An 18,931-nucleotide genomic window follows, 5' to 3' on the forward strand; every position below is an offset into this window, starting at 1 on the left:
ATGGTGAAAATTGCGATTGACGCAATGGGCGGGGACTTTGGTCCCGAGCCAATTGTCAAGGGTTGTTTATTAGCACTAAAAGAGCGTAAGTTCGAGCCAATTCTGGTTGGTAAACGAGATGAGATTTTGTCTTTGTTACCCAAGGGTTATAAAAATAAGATTTTGATTGTGGACGCTGATGACGTTATAGATATGTCGGATGCAGCAACCGATGCATTAAAGCGAAAAGAGAGCTCTATCTACAAGGCTGTCGAGCTGGTCAAAAACGGCGAAGCACAGGGTGTCGTCTCTGCAGGTCACAGCGGTGCGACCATGACATTGGCCACACTCCGTCTGGGCCGGTTGAAACATGTTTCCCGTCCGGCACTGGTGACATTGATGCCGAGTAAGGGGAAACAGCGCACCGTTCTTCTGGATGTTGGCGCGAATGTCGACTGCAGTGCTGATAACCTTGTAGAGTTCGCCGTGATGGGACAATATTATGCTCACGACATGCTTGGTATCGAAAAACCGAGTATCGGCCTTCTCGCCAATGGGGAAGAGGCATCAAAAGGCAACGAGGTGACAAAGGCTGCGTTTAAAAAACTGCAGGGTTATGAAGGCTTTAAAGGCAATGTTGAAGGAAGCGATATCTTTAACGGTTCGTGCAATGTCATTGTTTGTGACGGTTTTATCGGTAACCTTGTATTGAAAACGGCAGAAGGTGTTGCAAGCACCATTTCGTTCTTCATCAAAGACTATATCCGTAAGTCACCTATTGCGATTACGGGTGCACTGCTGATGCGTAAGGTATTCAAGCTGCTTAAAAGGCAGATTGACTATGCAGAAGTGGGCGGTGCACCGCTTATCGGCATTAAGGGGTGTGCGATCGTCAGTCACGGAAAAAGTAACCCAAAAGCGATCAAAAATGCTATTTTTCAAGCAATCCGTTATGTCGATACCGGCGTCAATGAACATATTGAACGCTCATTAACGCAACTAGTTGAAGGTAAATAATGTACGCTGCTTTTCGTTCTATCGGGGCCTATGCACCGGAAAAGATTCTATCTAATGATGAGTTGACCAAAATGGTCGATACCACTGATGAGTGGATTACCAAACGTACCGGTATCAAAGAACGCCGTATTGCGGCAGAAAATGAGACCACGTCCGATATGGCGGTAAAAGCGGCTGAAAAAGCGATTGAACGTTCGGGGCTTAATAAGAGTGATATCGATATGATTGTTGTTGCGACGATCTCGCCGGACTATTTCAACATGCCCTCTACCGCTACGGTGGTTGCCCACAAGATGGGACTTGATAAGGTGACTGCTTTTGATATATCTGCAGCTTGTACAGGGTTTATCTATGTGCTCAGTGTCGCGAAAGCGTTTATTGAATCCGGTATGAAGAAAAATGTACTGATCGTAGGCGCAGAAAAGATGTCCGCGATAACGGATTACACGGACCGCGGTACCTGCATCCTGTTCGGTGACGGTGCCGGTGCGGCTGTTATCTCTGCAACTGAAAACAAAGAAGAAGCGATTGTCGATATCCATACAGCTGCTGACGGAAGTCTGGGTGATTTTTTGATGACCCCGGACGGCGGTACGGGAAATCCGCACAAGAACGAGCTAAAAGCAGAGGCCTCTTTTATTCAGATGAAAGGCAACGAGACTTTTAAAATCGCCGTTCGCACTTTGACGAATGACGTGGTTGATATTCTTAAAACGAACAACATCACACCGAATGAAGTCACGCATTTTGTTCCGCACCAAGCCAATTACCGTATCATTAAAGCGGTTGGCGATGCACTTAAATTCAGAGATGAACAGGTTGTCCTGACGGTTGCGAAGTATGGTAATACTTCGGGTGCTTCGATTCCTATGGCGATCAATGAGGTATATGAACAAGGTAAATTGAAGGCAGGCGATTTGATGCTGCTGGATGCTTTTGGCGGCGGACTTACCTGGGGTTCAGCGCTGGTTCCGTTTTCTCCTCTGACTAAATAAAAACTACCGCTACACGGGTCAGCGTACCCTCCCGTTTCACAAGGCTCTCTTGCTGTTTTTTGACATTTTTTGTTAAGATACACTTATATTTATAAAAATACAGGCAACAAGGTTTTTTTATGGAGATGGATAAGCAGACATTTGGATATATTTTTGGTTTTCTTGTAATCGCATTTCTTTGGCTGCATTTTCGAAACCCCTACAGTGGAAAAAACGATCGCCGGAAAAGCCAGCGGCGTTCTGGTCTGAAAGACCGCCGTGTGAATAGCGGACGAAGAAAAAGCAACCAGCTTATGCATGAAAGCAAATTGCCGGAAAGACGCCATCACCGTTCAGAGAGAAGGATCGGTGAAAAAACGCGCCGTCATAAACGCCGTCGCAAAGAAGACAAGGTGGGCAAGAGTGTTTGAAAACGATCTTATACGTATCGAGATCGAAGAGAGCGAGGTGCCCTGGCTAAAGATCTTTACGCAGGTTGAACGCAGAGAATTCAGTGAATGTACCGCTGCTGAAAAGAGTGCGATCCTGGAAGCCCTGGATGTCATTGAAAAAGAGATGCTCGCTTACTATCAACCGTTTAAGATCAATATTGCTTCTTTTGGGAACTATGTACCTTTAGTGCATTGGCATATCATGGCACGTTTCAAAGAGGATAGTTTTTTTCCTGAGCCAATGTGGGGGAAGAAGCAGAGAGAGGGGCATCTGCTTCTTCCCTCTTTTGATACATTTTGTGAAAAGGTAGATATGAAGCTTGAAAAAACGTTGAATGCAGTTCTCAAACCGACTGCAATCGTCAATACGTAAGAATATCCCCCGTCGATTCCACCTGTTCAGGCTTTGCTTCTTCGGACGGGATAAGGTCAACTAGGGGCATCTTGATGATAAACTCGGCACCATTGCCACTGTTTCTGGCCTCAAGACTGCCGTCCATCTCCTTTTCTATGATCATCTTACTCATATACAGCCCCAGACCGGTACCGTTTTTCCCTTTTGTGCTAAAGTAGGGTTCAAAGATATTGTTAAAAATATCATTCTCGATCCCGCCGCCGTTGTCGTAAATGTGTACTTCAATATTCTCTTTGTTGACAAGACTCTCGATTTTGATCTGAGGGTTTTCTACCTTGTGTTCCAATAGTGCATCTACCGCGTTGTTGATGATATTGATGATGACCTGGGTAAACTCGTTGCTGTGTATCAAAATTTCAGTGCTCTGACGGCAGCTGTAATCTAATTTGATGTGGGCAACCTTCAAACGCGGTTCGGCAAAACTGACCGCATGCTCTATCAGTTCGCATACCGTAGTGACCTCTTTTCCTTTATTGGGATGAAAGAAACGCTGAAAATCATCAATTGTTTCGGACAGGTAGATGATCGTTTCCGAGATGCGCTCAAGCGCATCATTGGTCTCTTCGACAGAGGCTTTGCCGAGCATGGCGTTGATCTTGATATTGGAGATCTGGAGGGTGATGGTAGAGAGCGGTTGTCGCCATTGATGTGCGATCATACTGATCATCTCACCCATTGCAGCTTGTCTGGACTGGGCCAGGATCATCTCATCTTTTCTGATCAGCTCTTTGACTTTCTCTTCGACCTTTAGTTCGAGCTGGGCGTTAAGCTGCTGAAGTTCTTTGGTCTTTTCTTTTACGGTGCATTCCAGCTCTTTTGTAAAACCTTCAAGCCGGTCTTTCTGTTCAGTAATCGTTTTGTTGGCCAGGTCTATTCGGCTTTTGTACACATAGACAACAACCGTCATAATCGTTAAAACGACAGAGAGATAGATAATGTCTCTCAAGGAGTACTGAATAGGATAAAACGGTTGTATCTTGGCGACAAAGAGGGATGTGATCAACAAGCCTATCCATAAGAGCCATGATCGGTCCCCTTTATAGAAGAAGATGAGTGCCGGATAGGTGAGTAACCATATATGTTTAAGATCGGACGGCTCAGAGATCACGATGAGAAGGGTGAAGAGAAGAAGAAATTCGGTAGCGAATATGCTTGCGATGAATTCAAAATACTCTTTTTTCAGGTGCAAAAAAAATGCGGTCACTGACAAAATAAAAATCGCTGCGATATCGACAACAGCACCGAGATAGTCTGCTTTCATCAGATTGAGCGTCGTACCGAATACCAGTCCGCTGAGTGCCAACATAATTGTTATGTTGATAATATTATGGCGAATTTTCAGGTCCTGCTCATTTTCATTAAAAAACGAACCACTGTTGATAAAAAGTAAAAATCTTTTTTTGAATGCCGTCATGAAAATCACCTTTTGAACTGGTATTTTAGTCTAATTGCTGTTAAATCTAGTTGTTAGTCAGGGAATATAGATTTTATCGATCATCTCTTGATACTCGTCTTCTGCACAACTGTCGAGAGTAATCCCGCCGCCGCTTTTATAGATAAGCCTGTCTTTCTGCTTCTCTATGAAACGTATCATGACAGCACTGTCGAAGTTTTTACCGTCAAAATAACCGAAGATACCGGTAAAAAAGCCGCGTCGATGCTGCTCCACCGCTTTAATAATGGAGACGGTACTCTTTTTCGGGGTGCCGCTGATACTGCCTGCCGGTAACAGTGCTCGGAGAATAGGACCAAAATCGTCTCGCCAGTCGGCGGAAAGTTTCCCCGTAATCTTGGAACTGACCTGTAGAAGTGTTTTATCTCCGGTAAAGAGATGATCGATATAGCGGAACTTTTCGACTTTGATATTGTGCGCGACAATCCCCAGATCGTTGCGAAGCAGATCGACCACCATGATGTGCTCGGCCATCTCTTTGTCATTTGCCAATATCTGCTCTTGCGCATTTTCCAACGCGGCATCTATCGTCCCTTTCATTGGATAGGTAGAGATCGTCTGACCCTCGATTTTGATGAAGCGTTCGGGTGAAAAACAGACAAACTGATCTTTAAAGCGCAATTTGAACTTGGCGTGTGCTTTTTGGTAGATCTGCTTAAGCGTCAGCGGCGTTTCTATCGGTGTGGAACAGGTATAGTTCAAAAGGTAGGTATCACCGGCTTTGATATGTTCGATGATCTGATCAAATCCGATCTTATACTGTTTGAAGCTTATGGGTTTTCTGGTGAGCGGCGTTGCTTCTAATGGCGGGGTAGGCAGGAAACTGAACTCTATATCCTCTTTCTGTAACTCTTCCTGGGTATAGATAAGAATGGTATCGGCCTCAAAATTGCTGATTACTAAAAAAGGGGTGCCCTCACCGGCGAGTTGAGAGATTCTGTCTTGCATTAATAGATCAGTTTTTTAAGCACTGCCATACGCATCGAGACCCCGTTGGCGACCTGCTCTAGAACCTTGCAGCGGGGATCGGCCAGTAGGGTGTCGTCAATGTCGATATTGCGGTGAACCGGCCCCGGATGCAGGAGGATCAGATCACGATCGCCGACAAGCTCTTTCGTGATGCAGAAATCACTCGCATAATCTTTGAGCGAGGCATAGGACTGCTGAGAGTGGCGTTCGGTCTGGGTCCGAAGACTCATGATAATATCCACGTTATCGATGACATCTTCGATATGATAGGTGTTTTTGAGGTTCGTAGCAGGCATAAACTGCGGGGGTGCGACCAGGGTGACATCGAGACCGAAACGGTTGAGCAGTTCGATGTTCGAGTTGGCCACGCGTGAGTTTTTGATATCGCCTACGATGGCGATGCGTTTGCCTTTGACATTGCCGAAGTGCTGTTTGAGGGTAAAAAGATCAAGCAGCGCCTGTGTCGGGTGGGCATGGGCGCCGTCACCGGCATTGATAATCGAGGCTTTCGTGTGCTTGGAGAGAATATTCGGAACCCCGGCGTCGGCATGACGGACGATGATGGCATTGGGGCCCATCGCATCAAGGTTGGTTGCGGTATCGACAAGGGTCTCGCCTTTATTGGTCGAACTCTTTGACACATCAAGATGAACAATTTCCGCGCCAAGACGTTTTGCTGCGATCTCAAAAGAGCTTCTGGTGCGGGTAGAACTCTCGAAGAAGAGGGTGATGATTATCTTGTCCTGCAGGATACGGTTGAAACCACCTTTTGCAAACTCAGCGGCATCGTCCAGGAGCGCTTCGATCTCCGCTGTGCTGAAGTCGTCGGTTCGTATGAGGTGGCGCATCGTTTTTCCTTGAATTATAGTAGTGTGATTATAGCAAAAGTGTATCGGCTATTTTTACAATATCGCGCTCAAAAATAGTGAATTCCGGAAAATTATCCCTGAAATAGGGTTCGGAGGTTTGATAGAAATCTTGATCATCCTGATGACAATTGAGTGTCCAGGCAAAGTCAAGTGTTCTATCCTGCATCGCTTTGATAGAGAGGATCGTGTCATTAATGCAGCCAAGCTTGCAGTGCGATACCAGCAGGGCTTTCGAATCGTAGCGTTCAATCAGGTCGATCATCATCGTATCTTTGTCGATCGGGACATAGAGCCCACCTGCACCCTCTATGATCAGAATATCACATACGGCTTCGATCTTTTCGATGGCGGCATCAATAATCGAGAGATCGACAGCTTGTGCATCATTGGCACAATAAGGTGCGGCAGGCAGTGCAAACTGGAGGGGGACGATATCATTGACAGAGAGGTCGGTGGCGGCGGGATTGAGCGATTGCAACAGAGTATGAAGTTTCGTTCCGTCCAAAGGGACTTCAGCAACACCGGTCTCTATCGGTTTTATAACGCCGACCCTGTACCCCATAGAGGCATACTGCTTGAGCAGGCGGACGGTGACAAAGGTCTTGCCAATATCGGTGTTGGTTGCGGTAATAAAGATACGTTTTGGCACACAAAATTCTTTTAGCTATAATTTTGCATTATTTTACGGCAGGGTAGCTCTTAAAGCCCTGAATAGAGGTTTTGTTAATGAACAATTTTGAAGAATTCAGTACCTATTTTGTCCAGAATGTGGGAAGTAAAGAGGGTGCTGTCAGCCCTGCGATCATGCAGTCGGCCGCATTTGGTTACGGAAATCCGGAAACAGCAGAAGGGATCTTTGACGGTAGTGTAAAAAAGCCGCTCTACTCCCGAATGGGCAACCCGACTACCGCCAAGCTTGAAGGTATTCTGGCAGAGATGGACGGCGGCGTCGGCGCTGTCGCAACCAGTTCGGGGATGGCGGCAACCGCGCTTGCTACGATCTCTCTACTTAAAAGCGGTGACAGCATCATCAGCATCGGCGGTCTCTTTGGCGGAACCTACTCCTACTTCTCCGAAACACTTTCACGCTTCGGCATCTCGACACAGTTTTTTGATGTAGATGAGTTTGAGAAGATAGAAAATGCGATTGATGAGCAGACCAAGATCATCTTTTTGGAGTCGGTCGGCAACCCGAACATGCGTCTGCCGGATATCCGTGCGATTGCCGATATCGCAAGCCGTCACGGTATCGTGCTGATCGTCGACAATACGATTACCCCTATGAGTGTCGCACCGCTTGAACTGGGTGCCGATATTGTCGTCTATTCAACGACCAAGATCATCAGCGGAAACGCTTCTGTTCTCGGCGGAGCAGCGGTTTTCCGTGCTATCAGCGAGGGAGAAGACAAGTTCAAAACCGAGCGTTACGAAGAGGTCCATAAATTTATCAAGAAGATGGGCAAGATGGCCTTGATCGCCAATGCCAAAAAACGGGCTATGCGTGATTTCGGGATGAGCGCTTCGGCATTTTCGTCGTATCTGACACTTTTGGGTCTTGAGACTCTGCCGCTCAGAATGGACCGCGTGGTCAGCAGTGTCGAGAAGATCGCAGCGGCGCTCCATGCGAAAGGGCTCAATGTGAACCATCCCTCTCTAAACGGTCACGTGCAGAATGTGCGTTACAACGCGCAGTTCGCAAAAGGGTGCGGTACCCTGCTGACAATCGATATGGGAACACAAGAGGCGGCGTACGAATTCCTGCGCCGTTCAAAACTGGCGACGATCACGGCAAATATCGGTGACAGCCGTACCTTGGCGCTGCATATGGCCTCAACGATCTACAGCGATTTTGACGACGCGACCCGTACGTTCTTAGGGATCACACCGGGATTGATCCGTATCTCGGTCGGACTCGAGAATCCGGATGATATTATCGAGGATTTCATACAGGCTGCCGCGCTCTAGCTGCAGCCTGATACATTTCTACTGCGATTTCGCTTGCCTCTGCCGAGATAACACTCTTTAGAGGCGTTCTTAACTTCATCTTTTAAGCGAAAGTACACCCAAACATTGATACATTTAATAAAATAATATGATTTTAGGATAATTTTTGAGTACAAAACATGAATTAGAGAGTGAACTCTCTTTAATGGAGCCAAAGCAGTACCTTGTCCTCCTGCTGAATGACGATTACACTTCGATGGATTTTGTGATCGATGTTTTGATGAATATCTTTCATAAAAACTATCAGGAAGCGGAGCGGATCATGCTTGATGTACATAAAAAAGACCGCGGGGTCTGCGGTGTGTACACCTATGAAGTGGCAGAGACGAAGGTGATGCAGGTAAGCAAACTGGCACGGGAACAGGGTTTCCCGCTTAAAGCAACGATGGAAGAGGCATAAAATGATCAGTGCAGAACTAAACAGTATTTTTCAAAAAGCGCTTACCTACGCCAAAGATCAGCGTCATGAGTACCTGACGATCGAACATGTGTTCTTTGCATTGCTGGGTTCAAAAGAGGGCATCGCAATTATCAAAGAGTGCGGCGGTAATGTCGAAGCGATGCGCGAAGCGGTAGCAGCGTATCTGAGTGAGACCATGCAGCCGCTTCCCGAAGATGTGAATCAGGAGCCTTTTGAGACGGTCGCGCTTTCACGTATGATTGACAAGATGATCAAGCATATTCAAAGTGCGCAAAAAGAGCAGGCTGATGTCGGCGACCTGATGGCTGCCGTCTTTGAAGAAGAGCACACCTTCGCGATAGCACTGCTGAACGAGCAGGAGATCTCGCGTGTCGATGTACTGGAGGTGATCTCGCATCAAGATGTTGAAGGCGGTTCCGTCACTAGCGACGACACTGAGAGTTATCTTGAAAAGTACACTGTCAACCTGGTGGCAAAAGCGAAAGAGGGCAAGATTGATCCTGTGATCGGGCGTAAAAATGAGATTGAACGTGTTGTACAGACGCTCTGCCGACGCAAAAAAAACAACCCGCTCCTTATCGGTGAACCGGGCGTCGGAAAGACGGCGATTGCTGAAGGTCTGGCGCTGCGTATCAGCGAAGATGATGTGCCCGAGATACTGCAGAACGCTCCGGTTTTCGCACTTGACCTCTCGGCCATGCTCTCGGGTACCAAATACCGTGGCGATTTTGAAAAACGTTTGAAAGGTGTGATTGACGAGCTGAAAAACACCAAAAATGCTATCCTTTTTATTGATGAGATCCACACCCTTGTCGGTGCAGGGGCCGTGAGCGGCGGAAGTATGGATGCCTCCAACCAGCTTAAACCTGCGCTCGCCTCGGGTGAGCTCAAATGCATGGGCGCAACGACCTTTGCCGAGTACAGAAATGCCTTTGAGAAGGACAGGGCTTTGAGCCGCCGTTTTGCCCGTATTGATGTTGACGAGCCGTCGCTCAAAGACAGTCTTTTGATCTTAAAAGGGCTGCGTTCAAAATATGAAGCGCATCACGGTGTCAAATATACCGATAAAGCACTTGGTGCTGCCGTCGAACTTTCCAAAAAATACATCAGTGACCGTTTCCTGCCGGATGTTGCGATCGATCTGGTGGATGAGGCGGGGGCCTCATTCCATCTTCAAAAGAAGAAACGTCAGACAGTGACACCGCACGATATCGAGAAGGTGATCTCCAAGATCACCGGCGTGCCGACGTCACGTATGAGTGAAGATGACACCTCCAGACTTGAGACATTGGAAACCGATCTTAAAAAACGTGTGATTGGTCAGGATGTTGCGGTAGCGAAGGTCGCCCAGGCGATCAAACGTTCGCGCGCAGGATTGAATGCGGGGGAAAAACCGATCGCCTCTTTTCTCTTTTCCGGACCAACCGGTGTGGGAAAAACGGAGCTGGCGAAATCCCTGGCCGATGAGATGGGTATCCATTTTGAGCGCTTTGACATGAGTGAGTATATGGAGAAACATGCCCTTTCACGTCTGGTAGGTGCACCTCCCGGCTATGTCGGGTATGAACAGGGGGGACTGTTGACGGAAGTGATCCGCAAGCACCCCTATACGGTACTGCTGCTCGATGAGATAGAAAAAGCGCATCCGGACCTTGTCAACATCCTGCTGCAGGTGATGGACAGTGCGGTTTTGACAGACAACAACGGCTACAAGGCCAATTTCAAAAACGTGGTCTTGATCATGACCTCAAACATCGGCGCGACTGCGGCAAGTGTCATGGGATTCAAGGCTGACCAGTCTCTGTCGCGCGGCGAAGAGCTTAAAGCCTTTTTTACGCCGGAGTTTAGAAACAGGCTCGATGCGATCATCGATTTCGCACCGCTGGATATCGACGTGGTGGAAGGGATCGTTGACAAGTTCATTGCCGAACTCAACGTTCAACTCTCAAAGAGAAAGGTATCGGTCTCCGTTACTGAAAAAGCACGGGGCTATTTAGCCGAAATGGGTTACGATGTTGCTATGGGAGCCCGTCCGCTTGGCCGTGTGATCCAGGAGAAGATCAAAGACCCATTGACGGATGAGATGCTTTTCGGCAAATTGAAACATGGCGGCAAGGTTCTTGTCGATTATGATGAGGGTCTCACCTTCAACTACAGTGAATGATTACAAAGCTTGACTATCAGCTTGTCTTTCCCCATCCCGATGAGGCCAATGAAGACGGTATCGTTGCTTATGGCGGTGACCTGAGCCCTTCGCGTCTCTATCTGGCGTATAGAGAGGGAATTTTTCCCTGGTACTCTGTCGGTGATCCCATCCTCTGGTGGTCACCGGACCCTCGGTTGATCCTGCATCTGGATGATTTTAAACTGCGCCCCTCTTTGAAAAAAAGAATGAAACATTTCGAAGTACGTTTTGACACCGCTTTCACGGAGGTGTTGCAGGCGTGTGCAAGCGTCCATCGTCCCGGACAGCAGGGGACCTGGCTGCAGCCGGAACTGATCGAGGCGATGAGCGTGCTGCACAGTCTGGGTAAAGCGCATTCGGTTGAGGCCTACTATAAGGGTGAACTGGTCGGCGGTCTCTACGGTGTGAGTGTGGGTGCCGTCTTTTGCGGCGAATCGATGTTCGCTAAAAAGAGTGATGCCTCGAAAGTCGCTTTTGCCGTATTGATCGGGAAGTTGAAAGAATGGGGATACGCCTTTGTCGATGCCCAGGTACCGACAGCGCATCTGAAATCATTGGGTGCTATTGAAGTCTACCGAGACTACTTTCTAAAACTGCTCTATGAAAACCGGGACAAAGAGGTCTCTCCGGATGCCTGGAAGGGGTATTAGTAATGCAGCATTGTTTTGCCCCTAGCCTTAAAGCGGGGTGTGGTAAACTTTCCAATAAACAATTAATAGGGTGAAACATGGTAACGACAGATGTTTTAAAAGAGAAAATTATTGCGGGTCTGAACCTTGAAGATATCGATCCAAGCGAGATAAGTGACACCGATCCACTTTTCGGTGATGACGGGTTGGGACTCGACTCCGTAGATGCGATTGAGTTGACATTGGTTATTGAAAAAGAGTTTGGTGTAAAAGTGACAAATATTGCTGATGCTGAGACTATTTTCGCAACAGCAGAATCTCTATGTAATTTTATTAACGAGCAGAAAAACGCGTAGTTTTGGAGTTAATTGGTCGGTATGCTAGTGGTACCTTGCAATATTGCAGTGTATGAAAGAGAGTGACTGAAACAAGCGAAGCGGGTCATTGACCCCCTTGACTCAATTGCAGCGAAACCAAAAAAGTTTAGACTTTTTTCTTACAGACGGTCATTGTATGGCCAAATCCCAGTCTATCGATCTCTTCATCAACTTCCAGTCCGGCAGCTTCGATATAGTCATGCATCTCTTTGGCGCTGTACATCTTGCTCGTTCCATTGGCCAGTGCTGTAAAATAGGGGGAGCAGTTGATCAGAATGTAGGCACCGATCTCATGTTGCTGTCGGTCCCAGTAGGGTTCGATGATGTGAACACGCCCGTCTTCGTTCAGAGCCTCTTTTGCCCGCTGCAGGATCGCGATGATATCTTCGGGTGGAAAACAGTCCAGAAACTGGCTCATCCAGACGACATCAAACCCTTCCGGAAAGGCTTTGGAGTGGTCAAGCAGGTCCATCGCCACCCCGTCTACTCTCTCTTTTACCCCGGCAGCCTCGGCGTTTTTGAAGGCAGTCTGGATCTGCAGGGGGTGATCCAGAATCGTGACCTTTGTCGCTTCTGAGGCGGTCGTGATCGCAATCGCCCATTTCCCAGTGTTTCCGCCGATATCAAGGATTTTATCGGGTTTGCGTTCCGCCATCAGGTCAACGAGGGGCTTAAAGGCCGAGTCCGAGTAGAAATGGTCGTAACCGAACCAGCTCTTTTGTGCCTTCTCCGGCAGTTCGGTCAGGTGAGGGTAGATGGTCTCCCACTTTTTATTGAAATATTTCTGCAGACCGGCCGGACGGGACTCTTTGATCGAATCGCCAAGTTCATTAATGCCGAACAGGTTGACATCCAGCGAGTAGTTGAAATTGGCATTCGTCATCTCATCGAAAGCAAGAAAAAAACCGATACGTGTAATATGATAGCGTTCATCCTCAAGCTTCAATGCACCCATGCTGAACCCTGATTCACAGAGGACTTTGATGCCGTACTCACTGATACCGGTAGCTGCCATCAACTCCTCGACCCGCATACCTGTCTTTTTGTTTTCATGCAGCAACTTTAATATTCCCCATTCACGAAGAAGATTGGCGACCTGAAAAATGATAGGAGCATGGGCGATTTTTTGGGCTTCCATTAAGGCGTCCAATGAACTGAGCTTATCCGTATCAAACATATTATTCCTTGCGTCTATGTATAGAATAATTATAGTTGAGTTGACCTCTGAAAGTCCTGAAAATAGCGTTGAAAGTATACGCTGCTTATTATAGTTTATGGACATATACGGTAAAATATTTATTACATTAAATACATTTTTGGGCAGTTATGAAAAGAGTTCTTGTTCTTTATTATTCACAAAGCGGACAGCTGACAAATATGGTCGATTCCGTTACCAAACCTCTTAAAGAGAGCAGTGCGGTCACAGTTGATTACCGTCAGATCAAACCTGTGAAAGCATACCCATATCCATGGCCGTTTTATCCATTTTTCGATGCCTTCCCCGAAGCGATCTATATGAACGGCTGCGAAGTGGAAGAGTTTGATGATCTCGCAGATGATTATGATCTTATTATTCTGGGATATACGGTCTGGTTCTTGTCCCCATCGATCCCCGTAACGGGTTTTATGCAGAGTGAACAGGCAAAGAAGATCTTTAAAGACAAGCCCGTAGTGACGTTGATCGCCTGCAGAGATATGTGGGTCATGGCACAGGAGAAGATGAAAAAATTGATCAGCGATCTCGGTGCGACATTGATCGACAATGTCGTTTTGACCGATCAGGGGGGCTCAATCTACGCCTTCGCAACAACGCCAAGATGGCTGCTGACAGGAAAAAAAGATGCTTTCTGGTTCTTTCCTCCGGCGGGTGTTGCAGATGAAGAGATACAAAACAGCTCACGTTTCGGCGAACGCATACTCGTGGCGCTGAAAAGCGATGAAGAGAAGAAAAAAGAGCCGCTGCTGAAAAACATGGGTGCGGTCACAGTCAACGGCAAACTGGTCGGAACCGAGAAAATCGCGACACGTTCTTTCATGATCTGGGGTAAACTGATCCAGAAAGCGGGTGAACCCGGTTCGTTTGCGCGAAAGATCGTTATTACTGTCTATGCCCTGTTTTTGGCAACACTGGTATTGACGATCGTGCCCTTAAACATATTGGTGAGACGATTGATCTATCCATGGCGTAAAGAGGCGATTGAAAAGAGTGTGAAATATTATGAACAACCATCAGGAAGGTGAAGAGAACAGTGAGTAGAGACGTTTATATTAATGATATTCAGGCATTTCTGCCTAATGAAGCCGTCGACAATACCGAGATCGAGAAGGTCCTGGGACAGGTCGGACCGCGCCCTTCTCGTGCGAAAAAGCTGATTCTGCGTTCCAACCAGATCAAGACCCGTCACTACGCTATCGACAAAGAGAGCGGCAGGACGACCCATACCAACGCACAGCTGGCTGCAGAAGCGGTACGCAAGCTCAACTCCGATGCCTTTGATCTCACCAAGACGGAACTGCTTGCCTGCGGTACGACCCTGCCGGACCAGCTTCTTCCGAACCACGCCCTGATGGTCCATGGCGAACTCGGTATCCCGAGCTGCGAGGTGATCGCTACGGCGGGGATCTGTCTTTCGGGTACGATGTCTCTCAAGTACGGTTATATGTCAGTGTTGAGCGGGCAAAGCAGTAATGCTGTTGCAACCGGTTCCGAGAATGCTTCTTCAGTAATGCGTGCGCAGAACTTTGAAGAAGAGGTCGAAGCCCGTGTCGAGAAGCTGGAACGTCAGCCCGAGATCGCATTTGAGAAAGATTTTTTGCGCTGGATGCTGAGCGATGGTGCGGGTGCGGCCCTGATGAGCGCCGAACCCAACAAAACAGGGATCTCGCTCAAGATCGACTGGATTGTCCAGAAGTCTTATGCCAATGAGCTTGACGCCTGTATGTATGCCGGTTGTGAGAAGATGGAAGAGGGGAACATCAAAGGGTGGCGCGAATACACCCCCAAGGAGTGGCTTGAACAGTCCATCTTCTCGGTCAAACAGGATGTCAAACTGCTGAACGAGAAGATCATCGAGTACACGGTGACAAAACCGCTTCAAGAGCTGATAGCGAAAGGTACGCTCAATCCGGACGAGATCAGCTACTACCTTCCGCACTACTCCTCCGGCTATTTCCGGGACAAAGTCTACCAAGGGATGAAGGAGGCCGGCTGTGACATCGCCCAGGATAAGTGGTTTACCAATCTCTCCTACAAAGGCAATACCGGTTCGGCGTCGATCTATATTATTCTCGAAGAGCTCTTTCATTCGGGCAGACTGAACCCGGGTGAGAAGCTGCTCTGCTACATTCCTGAAAGCGGCCGTTTCTCTACCGCCTTTATGCAGTTGAGCGTGGTCTGATGGAGATCAAGAATGTGCCTCAGGACGGCATCTCGACCTTCGCCGGAGGCAGAAAAGCGATGTACGCCACCGACGATGAAGGCAAATACGGCGTGGTCGCCTCATCCGGTTGGGAAGTAGAGGAAGAGGCGACAAAACAGGCGCTCCACGAGCTGGAACGTCTGGCCGACGAAGCATACGAAGCGGTGAGAGAGGGACAAATGTCGCCGCTCTACTACCATATGTACGCGCAGCGCATGGACCTGATCGTCTTGAGCCAGTCGGTCGGGATGTTCCAGTGGCGGATCAAACGTCATTTCAAACCATCGGTCTTCAACAGACTGTCCGACACGCTTCTAGGGCGCTACAGCGAAGCCCTTGGCCTGAGTGTGGACGCGTTGAAACAGTTACCTGAAAAAGAGTCTGTGTGAATACGAATACAAAAGAGTTTACCCACCAACATGCGGCGCACTGCGAAAGCGGTGTGATGTCATCGATGCTATCACATTACGGTCTCCGGCTCTCGGAGCCGATGGTCTTCGGGCTGGCGAGCGCGCTCACCTTCGCCTACCTCCCTTTCGTCAAACTCGGCGGCATGCCCCTTATCGCCTACAGAACGATGCCAAAAGCGATCATCAGAGGTCTGCAGAAGAGCATCGGCATCAAGATGAACCTGGAGAAGTTCTCCAAGGCGCAGGCCGGCTCTCTTCGTCTCGATGCACTTCTGGACGAAGGCAAGATCGTCGGCGCACAGAGCTCGGTCTTTTGGCTCCCCTATTTTCCCGAAGAGATGCGGTTCCATTTCAATGCGCACAACCTTCTTATCTACGGCAAAGAGGAGACGAACTATCAGATCAGTGACCCGGTCTTTGAACACACGGTCGAGGCGGATGAAAAGGCACTTGAAAAAGCACGTTTCGTCAAAGGGGTGATGGCGCCAAAAGGGCTGCTCTATTATCCGACCTATGTTCCCACATCGATCGATTATGAGAAGGTGCTTCCCAAAGCGATAACAAAAGTGGCCAAGAGCATGTTGAAAACGCCGGTACCGATCGCCGGCCTCAAAGGGATACGGTCTCTGGCTAAAAATATCCGAAAGCTTGAGAGCAAAGACCGCCGCTATGCCAAACTTTTTCTGGGGCATATTGTCCGCATGCAGGAGGAGATCGGTACCGGCGGGGCAGGCTTTCGCTATATCTACGCCTCGTTTCTGCAGGAGGCATCGGAGATCCTGGATAACGGGACCCTCTTTGAAGCGTCAAGGATGATGACGGACGTCGGCGATAGCTGGCGGGAGTTTGCGCTGTTGGTCGCGAAGTCGATTCGTTCAAAGAAAAACGAGACCATCGATTTTAATGCCATTGCCAAAAAACTTGAATCGATAGCAGACGAAGAGACGATGGTCTATAAGAAACTGTTAACGGCGTTTTAATGATCAAGATCAGGAACCTCTGTAAACGTTATGATACGAAGGTGGCGCTTGACCATCTTTCGTTGGAGATAAAAGCGGGGAGTATTTTTGGACTTTTGGGGCCAAACGGTGCGGGAAAGACGACACTGATATCGATACTCAACGGTTTGACGACATATGACGAGGGCGAGGTGAGCGTTTTTGGACTTCCGCTTTCGAAAAACCTGACAGCGATCCGAAAACGGTGTGCGCTTGTGCCGCAGAGCCTTGCTTTTTATGAGAACCTCACCGTCATTGAAAACCTCAGGTTTTTCGGCGGTATCCAGAATATCCCGGCAGACCTTCTTAAAAAGAATATCGATTATGCGGTCGAGACGAACCGTCTCGGTTCGATGCTCAACCAGAAAGCGGCCACCCTTTCGGGTGGTCAAAAGCGGCGTTTGAACATTGCGATTGGTCTGCTGAACGACCCCGACATCCTCTTTTTCGACGAACCGACGGTGGGCATCGACCCTGAATCGCGCAATGAGATCCTGGAGACGATCAAGTCGTTCAAAGCAAGTGGGAAAACAGTGGTCTACACGTCCCACTACATGCCGGAGATCGAGAAGATCTGTGACGAGGTCGCTATTATCAATGCGGGCCGGATTATTCGACAGGGGAGCATCGAGAGTATGCTTGTAAATGAACATGGCAACGCGCTGGTCATCGAAATCTATGAGACGCCTTTGGAACTTCTTCAAGCCTGCAGCGATGCGATGGAGGGCCTGAAGGTTATCGATGAGAGCACCTTGATGCTGAACTCGAAAGAGAGTGCTTCCGTGGCAAAAGCACTGGCGCTGCTGGAAGCCGACAATATCGGTATCAGAGCCCTGCGTTACGGTACGACGACGTTGGAGTCGCTCTTTATCAATCTTACCTCGAAAGGGAGAGCCGATGTTTAAGGCGATGCTGATCAAAGAGTTCCTTCTGGTCTCGCGTGACAAACATGCGCTTGCGGCGCTCTTTGTAATGCCGGCTGTCTTTATCCTCATTATGTCATTGGCGCTCAAAGATGTCTTTAATGAGGAGAAGGCCCTGATCGAGTATGCGGTTGTCGACAGGGACAACTCGCTGGAGAGCCTCTCTGTTGTCTCCAAACTGCGTGCAAACAAAGTGCTGAAAGAACATAAGATCAGTGCCGATTTCAAAACACCAAAAGAAGAGGGCGTCCAGTTTATTGTCGTGATCCCGAAGGGGTTCAAGTCGCAGTTCTCAAACGATGCAGACACGGCCGCATCGCTGCAGATCGAAGTGGCTTCCGACATTGCCCAGACCCATCTGATGCTCTTTAAAACACAGGTCATCAGTGCCTTTATGCAGGTGCAGCTCGATGCACTCAATCTTGCCCAGGAGATGCAGCAGGGCGTGCGCGGTCAGGGCGCTGAAATAAAGAAGATGGCGTTTGACGAAGCGAAGATGATGAAGATCCATTATGCAGCGCTCGCCGAGGATGAAAAACCGACGTCGACACAGCAGAGCGTTCCGTCATGGATCGTGTTCAGCCTCTTTTTTGTTATTATCCCGATGTCGACGATCTTCATCAGCGAGCGTAAGCAGAACACGTTGATGCGTCTGAGTACGATGAATGTTTCTCTGCCCGTACTCTTCGGCGGAAAGATCATCCCCTATATGGTGATCAACCAGCTGCAGGTCTGGGTGATGATCGCGGTGGGTATCTTCATCGTACCACTTTTCGGTGCGGCGCCGCTGAATATCGGTGGGTCGCTCAGCGGTCTGATAGCGATCTCGATGGCACTGAGCCTCTCGGCGATCGGCCTTTCGATCCTGATAGCCACCCTTGTGGACAGTGTGGAACAGGCGACGACGATAGGGGGTATTATCAATATTCTTTTAGGGGCGATAGGCGGGGTGATGGTGCCGAAATTCGTGATGCCGGAATTTATGCAGGAGTTCGCCAATGTCTCGCCCATGTCGTGGGGGCTCGAAGGGTTTTTGGATATCTTTCTGCGTCGCGGCGGTATCAGCGACGTGCTGAGTGAGGTGCTTGCGCTAAGTCTGTTCGGCCTGGTTTCACTTCTGCTGGCGGCACTGATATTTAATTATAAAATAAGGAGAGTGGCATGAGAGGTTCAGAGGACGAGGCACTGAAACTGCGTCTTAAAAAGATGATCATCGAAGAGTGTGAAAAAGAGGATATCGAACCCGAAGACGTGGCCGACGATGTCGAGCTTTTTTCGGAGGCGAGCGGACTTGAGCTGGACTCTCTGGATGCCCTCCAGATCTCGATGGGATTGCAAAATCAGTTCAATACGCGACTGGGCGATTCGAAAGAGTTCCGCCGTGTCGTGACGACCATCAACGATCTTGCCGACTATCTGCAGCCGGAGTAGGTGCCG

General features: G+C 48.6%; 21 protein-coding genes. 16 read left to right on the forward strand and 5 right to left on the reverse strand.

The annotated features are described in order from the left end of the window. The 4 genes from plsX (at window position 1) to WCY20_RS02770 (ending at window position 2,795) form a co-directional block, all read left to right on the forward strand. On the forward strand, window positions 1-996 hold the full coding sequence (gene plsX / locus WCY20_RS02755; RefSeq protein WP_345976795.1) for a phosphate acyltransferase PlsX: 996 nt from the start codon (window positions 1-3) through the stop codon (window positions 994-996). Continuing rightward, entirely contained in the window at window positions 996-1,991 is a 996-nt protein-coding gene (locus WCY20_RS02760; RefSeq protein ID WP_345976796.1) for a beta-ketoacyl-ACP synthase III, read from the forward strand. Before plsX ends, WCY20_RS02760 begins: the two co-directional genes overlap by 1 nt. Before the next feature lie 119 nt (window positions 1,992-2,110). Next, on the forward strand, window positions 2,111-2,401 hold the full coding sequence (locus WCY20_RS02765; protein ID WP_345976797.1) for a hypothetical protein: 291 nt from the start codon (window positions 2,111-2,113) through the stop codon (window positions 2,399-2,401). Then, window positions 2,394-2,795, forward strand: coding sequence for an HIT domain-containing protein (locus WCY20_RS02770; RefSeq protein ID WP_345976798.1), 402 nt, complete (start codon window positions 2,394-2,396; stop codon window positions 2,793-2,795). Before WCY20_RS02765 ends, WCY20_RS02770 begins: the two co-directional genes overlap by 8 nt. On the opposite strand, the gene WCY20_RS02775 is transcribed toward WCY20_RS02770, so the two are convergent. The 4 genes from WCY20_RS02775 to bioD are packed head-to-tail and all read right to left on the reverse strand — an operon-like array spanning window position 2,785 to window position 6,777. After that, complete coding sequence (locus WCY20_RS02775; RefSeq protein ID WP_345976800.1) at window positions 2,785-4,251, reverse strand: ATP-binding protein; 1,467 nt, start codon at window positions 4,249-4,251, stop codon at window positions 2,785-2,787. The two genes, WCY20_RS02770 and WCY20_RS02775, sit on opposite strands and share 11 nt — an antisense overlap. Window positions 4,252-4,308: 57 nt before the next feature. Continuing rightward, complete coding sequence (locus WCY20_RS02780) at window positions 4,309-5,238, reverse strand: aminodeoxychorismate synthase component I (RefSeq protein WP_345976801.1); 930 nt, start codon at window positions 5,236-5,238, stop codon at window positions 4,309-4,311. Further along, a complete protein-coding gene (locus tag WCY20_RS02785; protein ID WP_345976802.1) occupies window positions 5,238-6,107 on the reverse strand; it encodes an aspartate carbamoyltransferase catalytic subunit in 870 nt (289 codons plus the stop codon). The genes WCY20_RS02780 and WCY20_RS02785 overlap by 1 nt, the downstream gene beginning before the upstream one ends. A 28-nt stretch (window positions 6,108-6,135) precedes the next feature. After that, on the reverse strand, window positions 6,136-6,777 hold the full coding sequence (gene bioD, locus WCY20_RS02790; protein ID WP_345976803.1) for a dethiobiotin synthase: 642 nt from the start codon (window positions 6,775-6,777) through the stop codon (window positions 6,136-6,138). A 77-nt stretch (window positions 6,778-6,854) separates the two neighbouring features. Here bioD and WCY20_RS02795 point away from each other — a divergent pair, with 77 nt between their 5' ends. The 5 genes from WCY20_RS02795 to WCY20_RS02815 all read left to right on the forward strand — a co-directional run bounded on the left by WCY20_RS02795 (window position 6,855) and on the right by WCY20_RS02815 (window position 11,723). Beyond that, window positions 6,855-8,093: an aminotransferase class I/II-fold pyridoxal phosphate-dependent enzyme gene (locus WCY20_RS02795; protein WP_345976804.1), complete on the forward strand. Its 1,239-nt coding sequence runs from the start codon at window positions 6,855-6,857 to the stop codon at window positions 8,091-8,093. A gap of 145 nt (window positions 8,094-8,238) precedes the next feature. Further along, a complete protein-coding gene (clpS, locus tag WCY20_RS02800; RefSeq protein ID WP_345976806.1) occupies window positions 8,239-8,532 on the forward strand; it encodes an ATP-dependent Clp protease adapter ClpS in 294 nt (97 codons plus the stop codon). Window position 8,533: 1 nt separating this feature from the next. Beyond that, the gene (gene clpA / locus WCY20_RS02805) at window positions 8,534-10,717 is read left to right on the forward strand and encodes an ATP-dependent Clp protease ATP-binding subunit ClpA (RefSeq protein ID WP_345976807.1); all 2,184 of its coding nucleotides are present in this window, start codon (window positions 8,534-8,536) and stop codon (window positions 10,715-10,717) included. Then, entirely contained in the window at window positions 10,714-11,388 is a 675-nt protein-coding gene (gene aat / locus WCY20_RS02810) for a leucyl/phenylalanyl-tRNA--protein transferase (protein ID WP_345976808.1), read from the forward strand. The genes clpA and aat overlap by 4 nt, the downstream gene beginning before the upstream one ends. 77 nt (window positions 11,389-11,465) lie before the next feature. Then, window positions 11,466-11,723: a phosphopantetheine-binding protein gene (locus WCY20_RS02815; protein ID WP_345976809.1), complete on the forward strand. Its 258-nt coding sequence runs from the start codon at window positions 11,466-11,468 to the stop codon at window positions 11,721-11,723. A 127-nt stretch (window positions 11,724-11,850) separates the two neighbouring features. Here WCY20_RS02815 and WCY20_RS02820 read toward each other — a convergent pair whose 3' ends face one another. Then, complete coding sequence (locus tag WCY20_RS02820) at window positions 11,851-12,921, reverse strand: class I SAM-dependent methyltransferase (protein ID WP_345976810.1); 1,071 nt, start codon at window positions 12,919-12,921, stop codon at window positions 11,851-11,853. 149 nt (window positions 12,922-13,070) lie between these two features. On the opposite strand from WCY20_RS02820, the gene WCY20_RS02825 reads away from it, so the two are divergent. From WCY20_RS02825 to WCY20_RS02855, 7 genes are read left to right on the forward strand one after another with little or no spacing between them, the layout of a single operon-like run. After that, window positions 13,071-13,985, forward strand: coding sequence for a dialkylrecorsinol condensing enzyme (locus WCY20_RS02825; RefSeq protein WP_345976811.1), 915 nt, complete (start codon window positions 13,071-13,073; stop codon window positions 13,983-13,985). Between the two features lie 8 nt (window positions 13,986-13,993). Next, entirely contained in the window at window positions 13,994-15,142 is a 1,149-nt protein-coding gene (locus WCY20_RS02830; RefSeq protein ID WP_345976813.1) for a beta-ketoacyl-ACP synthase III, read from the forward strand. Further along, window positions 15,142-15,552 (forward strand): hypothetical protein, encoded by a 411-nt coding sequence (locus WCY20_RS02835; RefSeq protein ID WP_345976815.1) that lies wholly within the window; start codon window positions 15,142-15,144, stop codon window positions 15,550-15,552. Before WCY20_RS02830 ends, WCY20_RS02835 begins: the two co-directional genes overlap by 1 nt. Further along, window positions 15,549-16,553, forward strand: coding sequence for a BtrH N-terminal domain-containing protein (locus WCY20_RS02840; protein ID WP_345976817.1), 1,005 nt, complete (start codon window positions 15,549-15,551; stop codon window positions 16,551-16,553). The genes WCY20_RS02835 and WCY20_RS02840 overlap by 4 nt, the downstream gene beginning before the upstream one ends. After that, window positions 16,553-17,476: an ABC transporter ATP-binding protein gene (locus WCY20_RS02845; RefSeq protein ID WP_345976818.1), complete on the forward strand. Its 924-nt coding sequence runs from the start codon at window positions 16,553-16,555 to the stop codon at window positions 17,474-17,476. Before WCY20_RS02840 ends, WCY20_RS02845 begins: the two co-directional genes overlap by 1 nt. Next, window positions 17,469-18,659, forward strand: a complete 1,191-nt coding sequence (locus tag WCY20_RS02850; RefSeq protein ID WP_345976819.1) for an ABC transporter permease — start codon at window positions 17,469-17,471, stop codon at window positions 18,657-18,659. The genes WCY20_RS02845 and WCY20_RS02850 overlap by 8 nt, the downstream gene beginning before the upstream one ends. Beyond that, window positions 18,656-18,925, forward strand: a complete 270-nt coding sequence (locus tag WCY20_RS02855) for a phosphopantetheine-binding protein (RefSeq protein ID WP_345976820.1) — start codon at window positions 18,656-18,658, stop codon at window positions 18,923-18,925. Before WCY20_RS02850 ends, WCY20_RS02855 begins: the two co-directional genes overlap by 4 nt. The last annotated feature ends 6 nt before the right edge of the window (window positions 18,926-18,931 follow it).

Origin of the sequence: Sulfurimonas sp. HSL3-7, assembly GCF_039645985.1 — a bacterium.
Lineage (GTDB): Bacteria > Campylobacterota > Campylobacteria > Campylobacterales > Sulfurimonadaceae > Sulfonitrofixus > Sulfonitrofixus jiaomeiensis.

Excerpts from the sequence above, each read along its gene's own strand:
- WCY20_RS02760 (WP_345976796.1), top strand. The coding sequence starts at position 996 with ATGTACGCTGCTTTTCGTTCTATCGGGGCCTATGCACCGGAAAAGATT.
- WCY20_RS02785 (WP_345976802.1), bottom strand. The coding sequence starts at position 6,107 with ATGCGCCACCTCATACGAACCGACGACTTCAGCACAGCGGAGATCGAA.
- WCY20_RS02855 (WP_345976820.1), top strand. The coding sequence starts at position 18,656 with ATGAGAGGTTCAGAGGACGAGGCACTGAAACTGCGTCTTAAAAAGATG.
- WCY20_RS02775 (WP_345976800.1), bottom strand. The coding sequence starts at position 4,251 with ATGACGGCATTCAAAAAAAGATTTTTACTTTTTATCAACAGTGGTTCG.
- WCY20_RS02765 (WP_345976797.1), top strand. The coding sequence starts at position 2,111 with ATGGAGATGGATAAGCAGACATTTGGATATATTTTTGGTTTTCTTGTA.
- WCY20_RS02795 (WP_345976804.1), top strand. The coding sequence starts at position 6,855 with ATGAACAATTTTGAAGAATTCAGTACCTATTTTGTCCAGAATGTGGGA.
- clpA (WP_345976807.1), top strand. The coding sequence starts at position 8,534 with ATGATCAGTGCAGAACTAAACAGTATTTTTCAAAAAGCGCTTACCTAC.
- WCY20_RS02825 (WP_345976811.1), top strand. The coding sequence starts at position 13,071 with ATGAAAAGAGTTCTTGTTCTTTATTATTCACAAAGCGGACAGCTGACA.
- plsX (WP_345976795.1), top strand. The coding sequence starts at position 1 with ATGGTGAAAATTGCGATTGACGCAATGGGCGGGGACTTTGGTCCCGAG.
- WCY20_RS02820 (WP_345976810.1), bottom strand. The coding sequence starts at position 12,921 with ATGTTTGATACGGATAAGCTCAGTTCATTGGACGCCTTAATGGAAGCC.
- WCY20_RS02850 (WP_345976819.1), top strand. The coding sequence starts at position 17,469 with ATGTTTAAGGCGATGCTGATCAAAGAGTTCCTTCTGGTCTCGCGTGAC.
- WCY20_RS02815 (WP_345976809.1), top strand. The coding sequence starts at position 11,466 with ATGGTAACGACAGATGTTTTAAAAGAGAAAATTATTGCGGGTCTGAAC.
- WCY20_RS02835 (WP_345976815.1), top strand. The coding sequence starts at position 15,142 with ATGGAGATCAAGAATGTGCCTCAGGACGGCATCTCGACCTTCGCCGGA.
- aat (WP_345976808.1), top strand. The coding sequence starts at position 10,714 with ATGATTACAAAGCTTGACTATCAGCTTGTCTTTCCCCATCCCGATGAG.
- WCY20_RS02845 (WP_345976818.1), top strand. The coding sequence starts at position 16,553 with ATGATCAAGATCAGGAACCTCTGTAAACGTTATGATACGAAGGTGGCG.
- WCY20_RS02780 (WP_345976801.1), bottom strand. The coding sequence starts at position 5,238 with ATGCAAGACAGAATCTCTCAACTCGCCGGTGAGGGCACCCCTTTTTTA.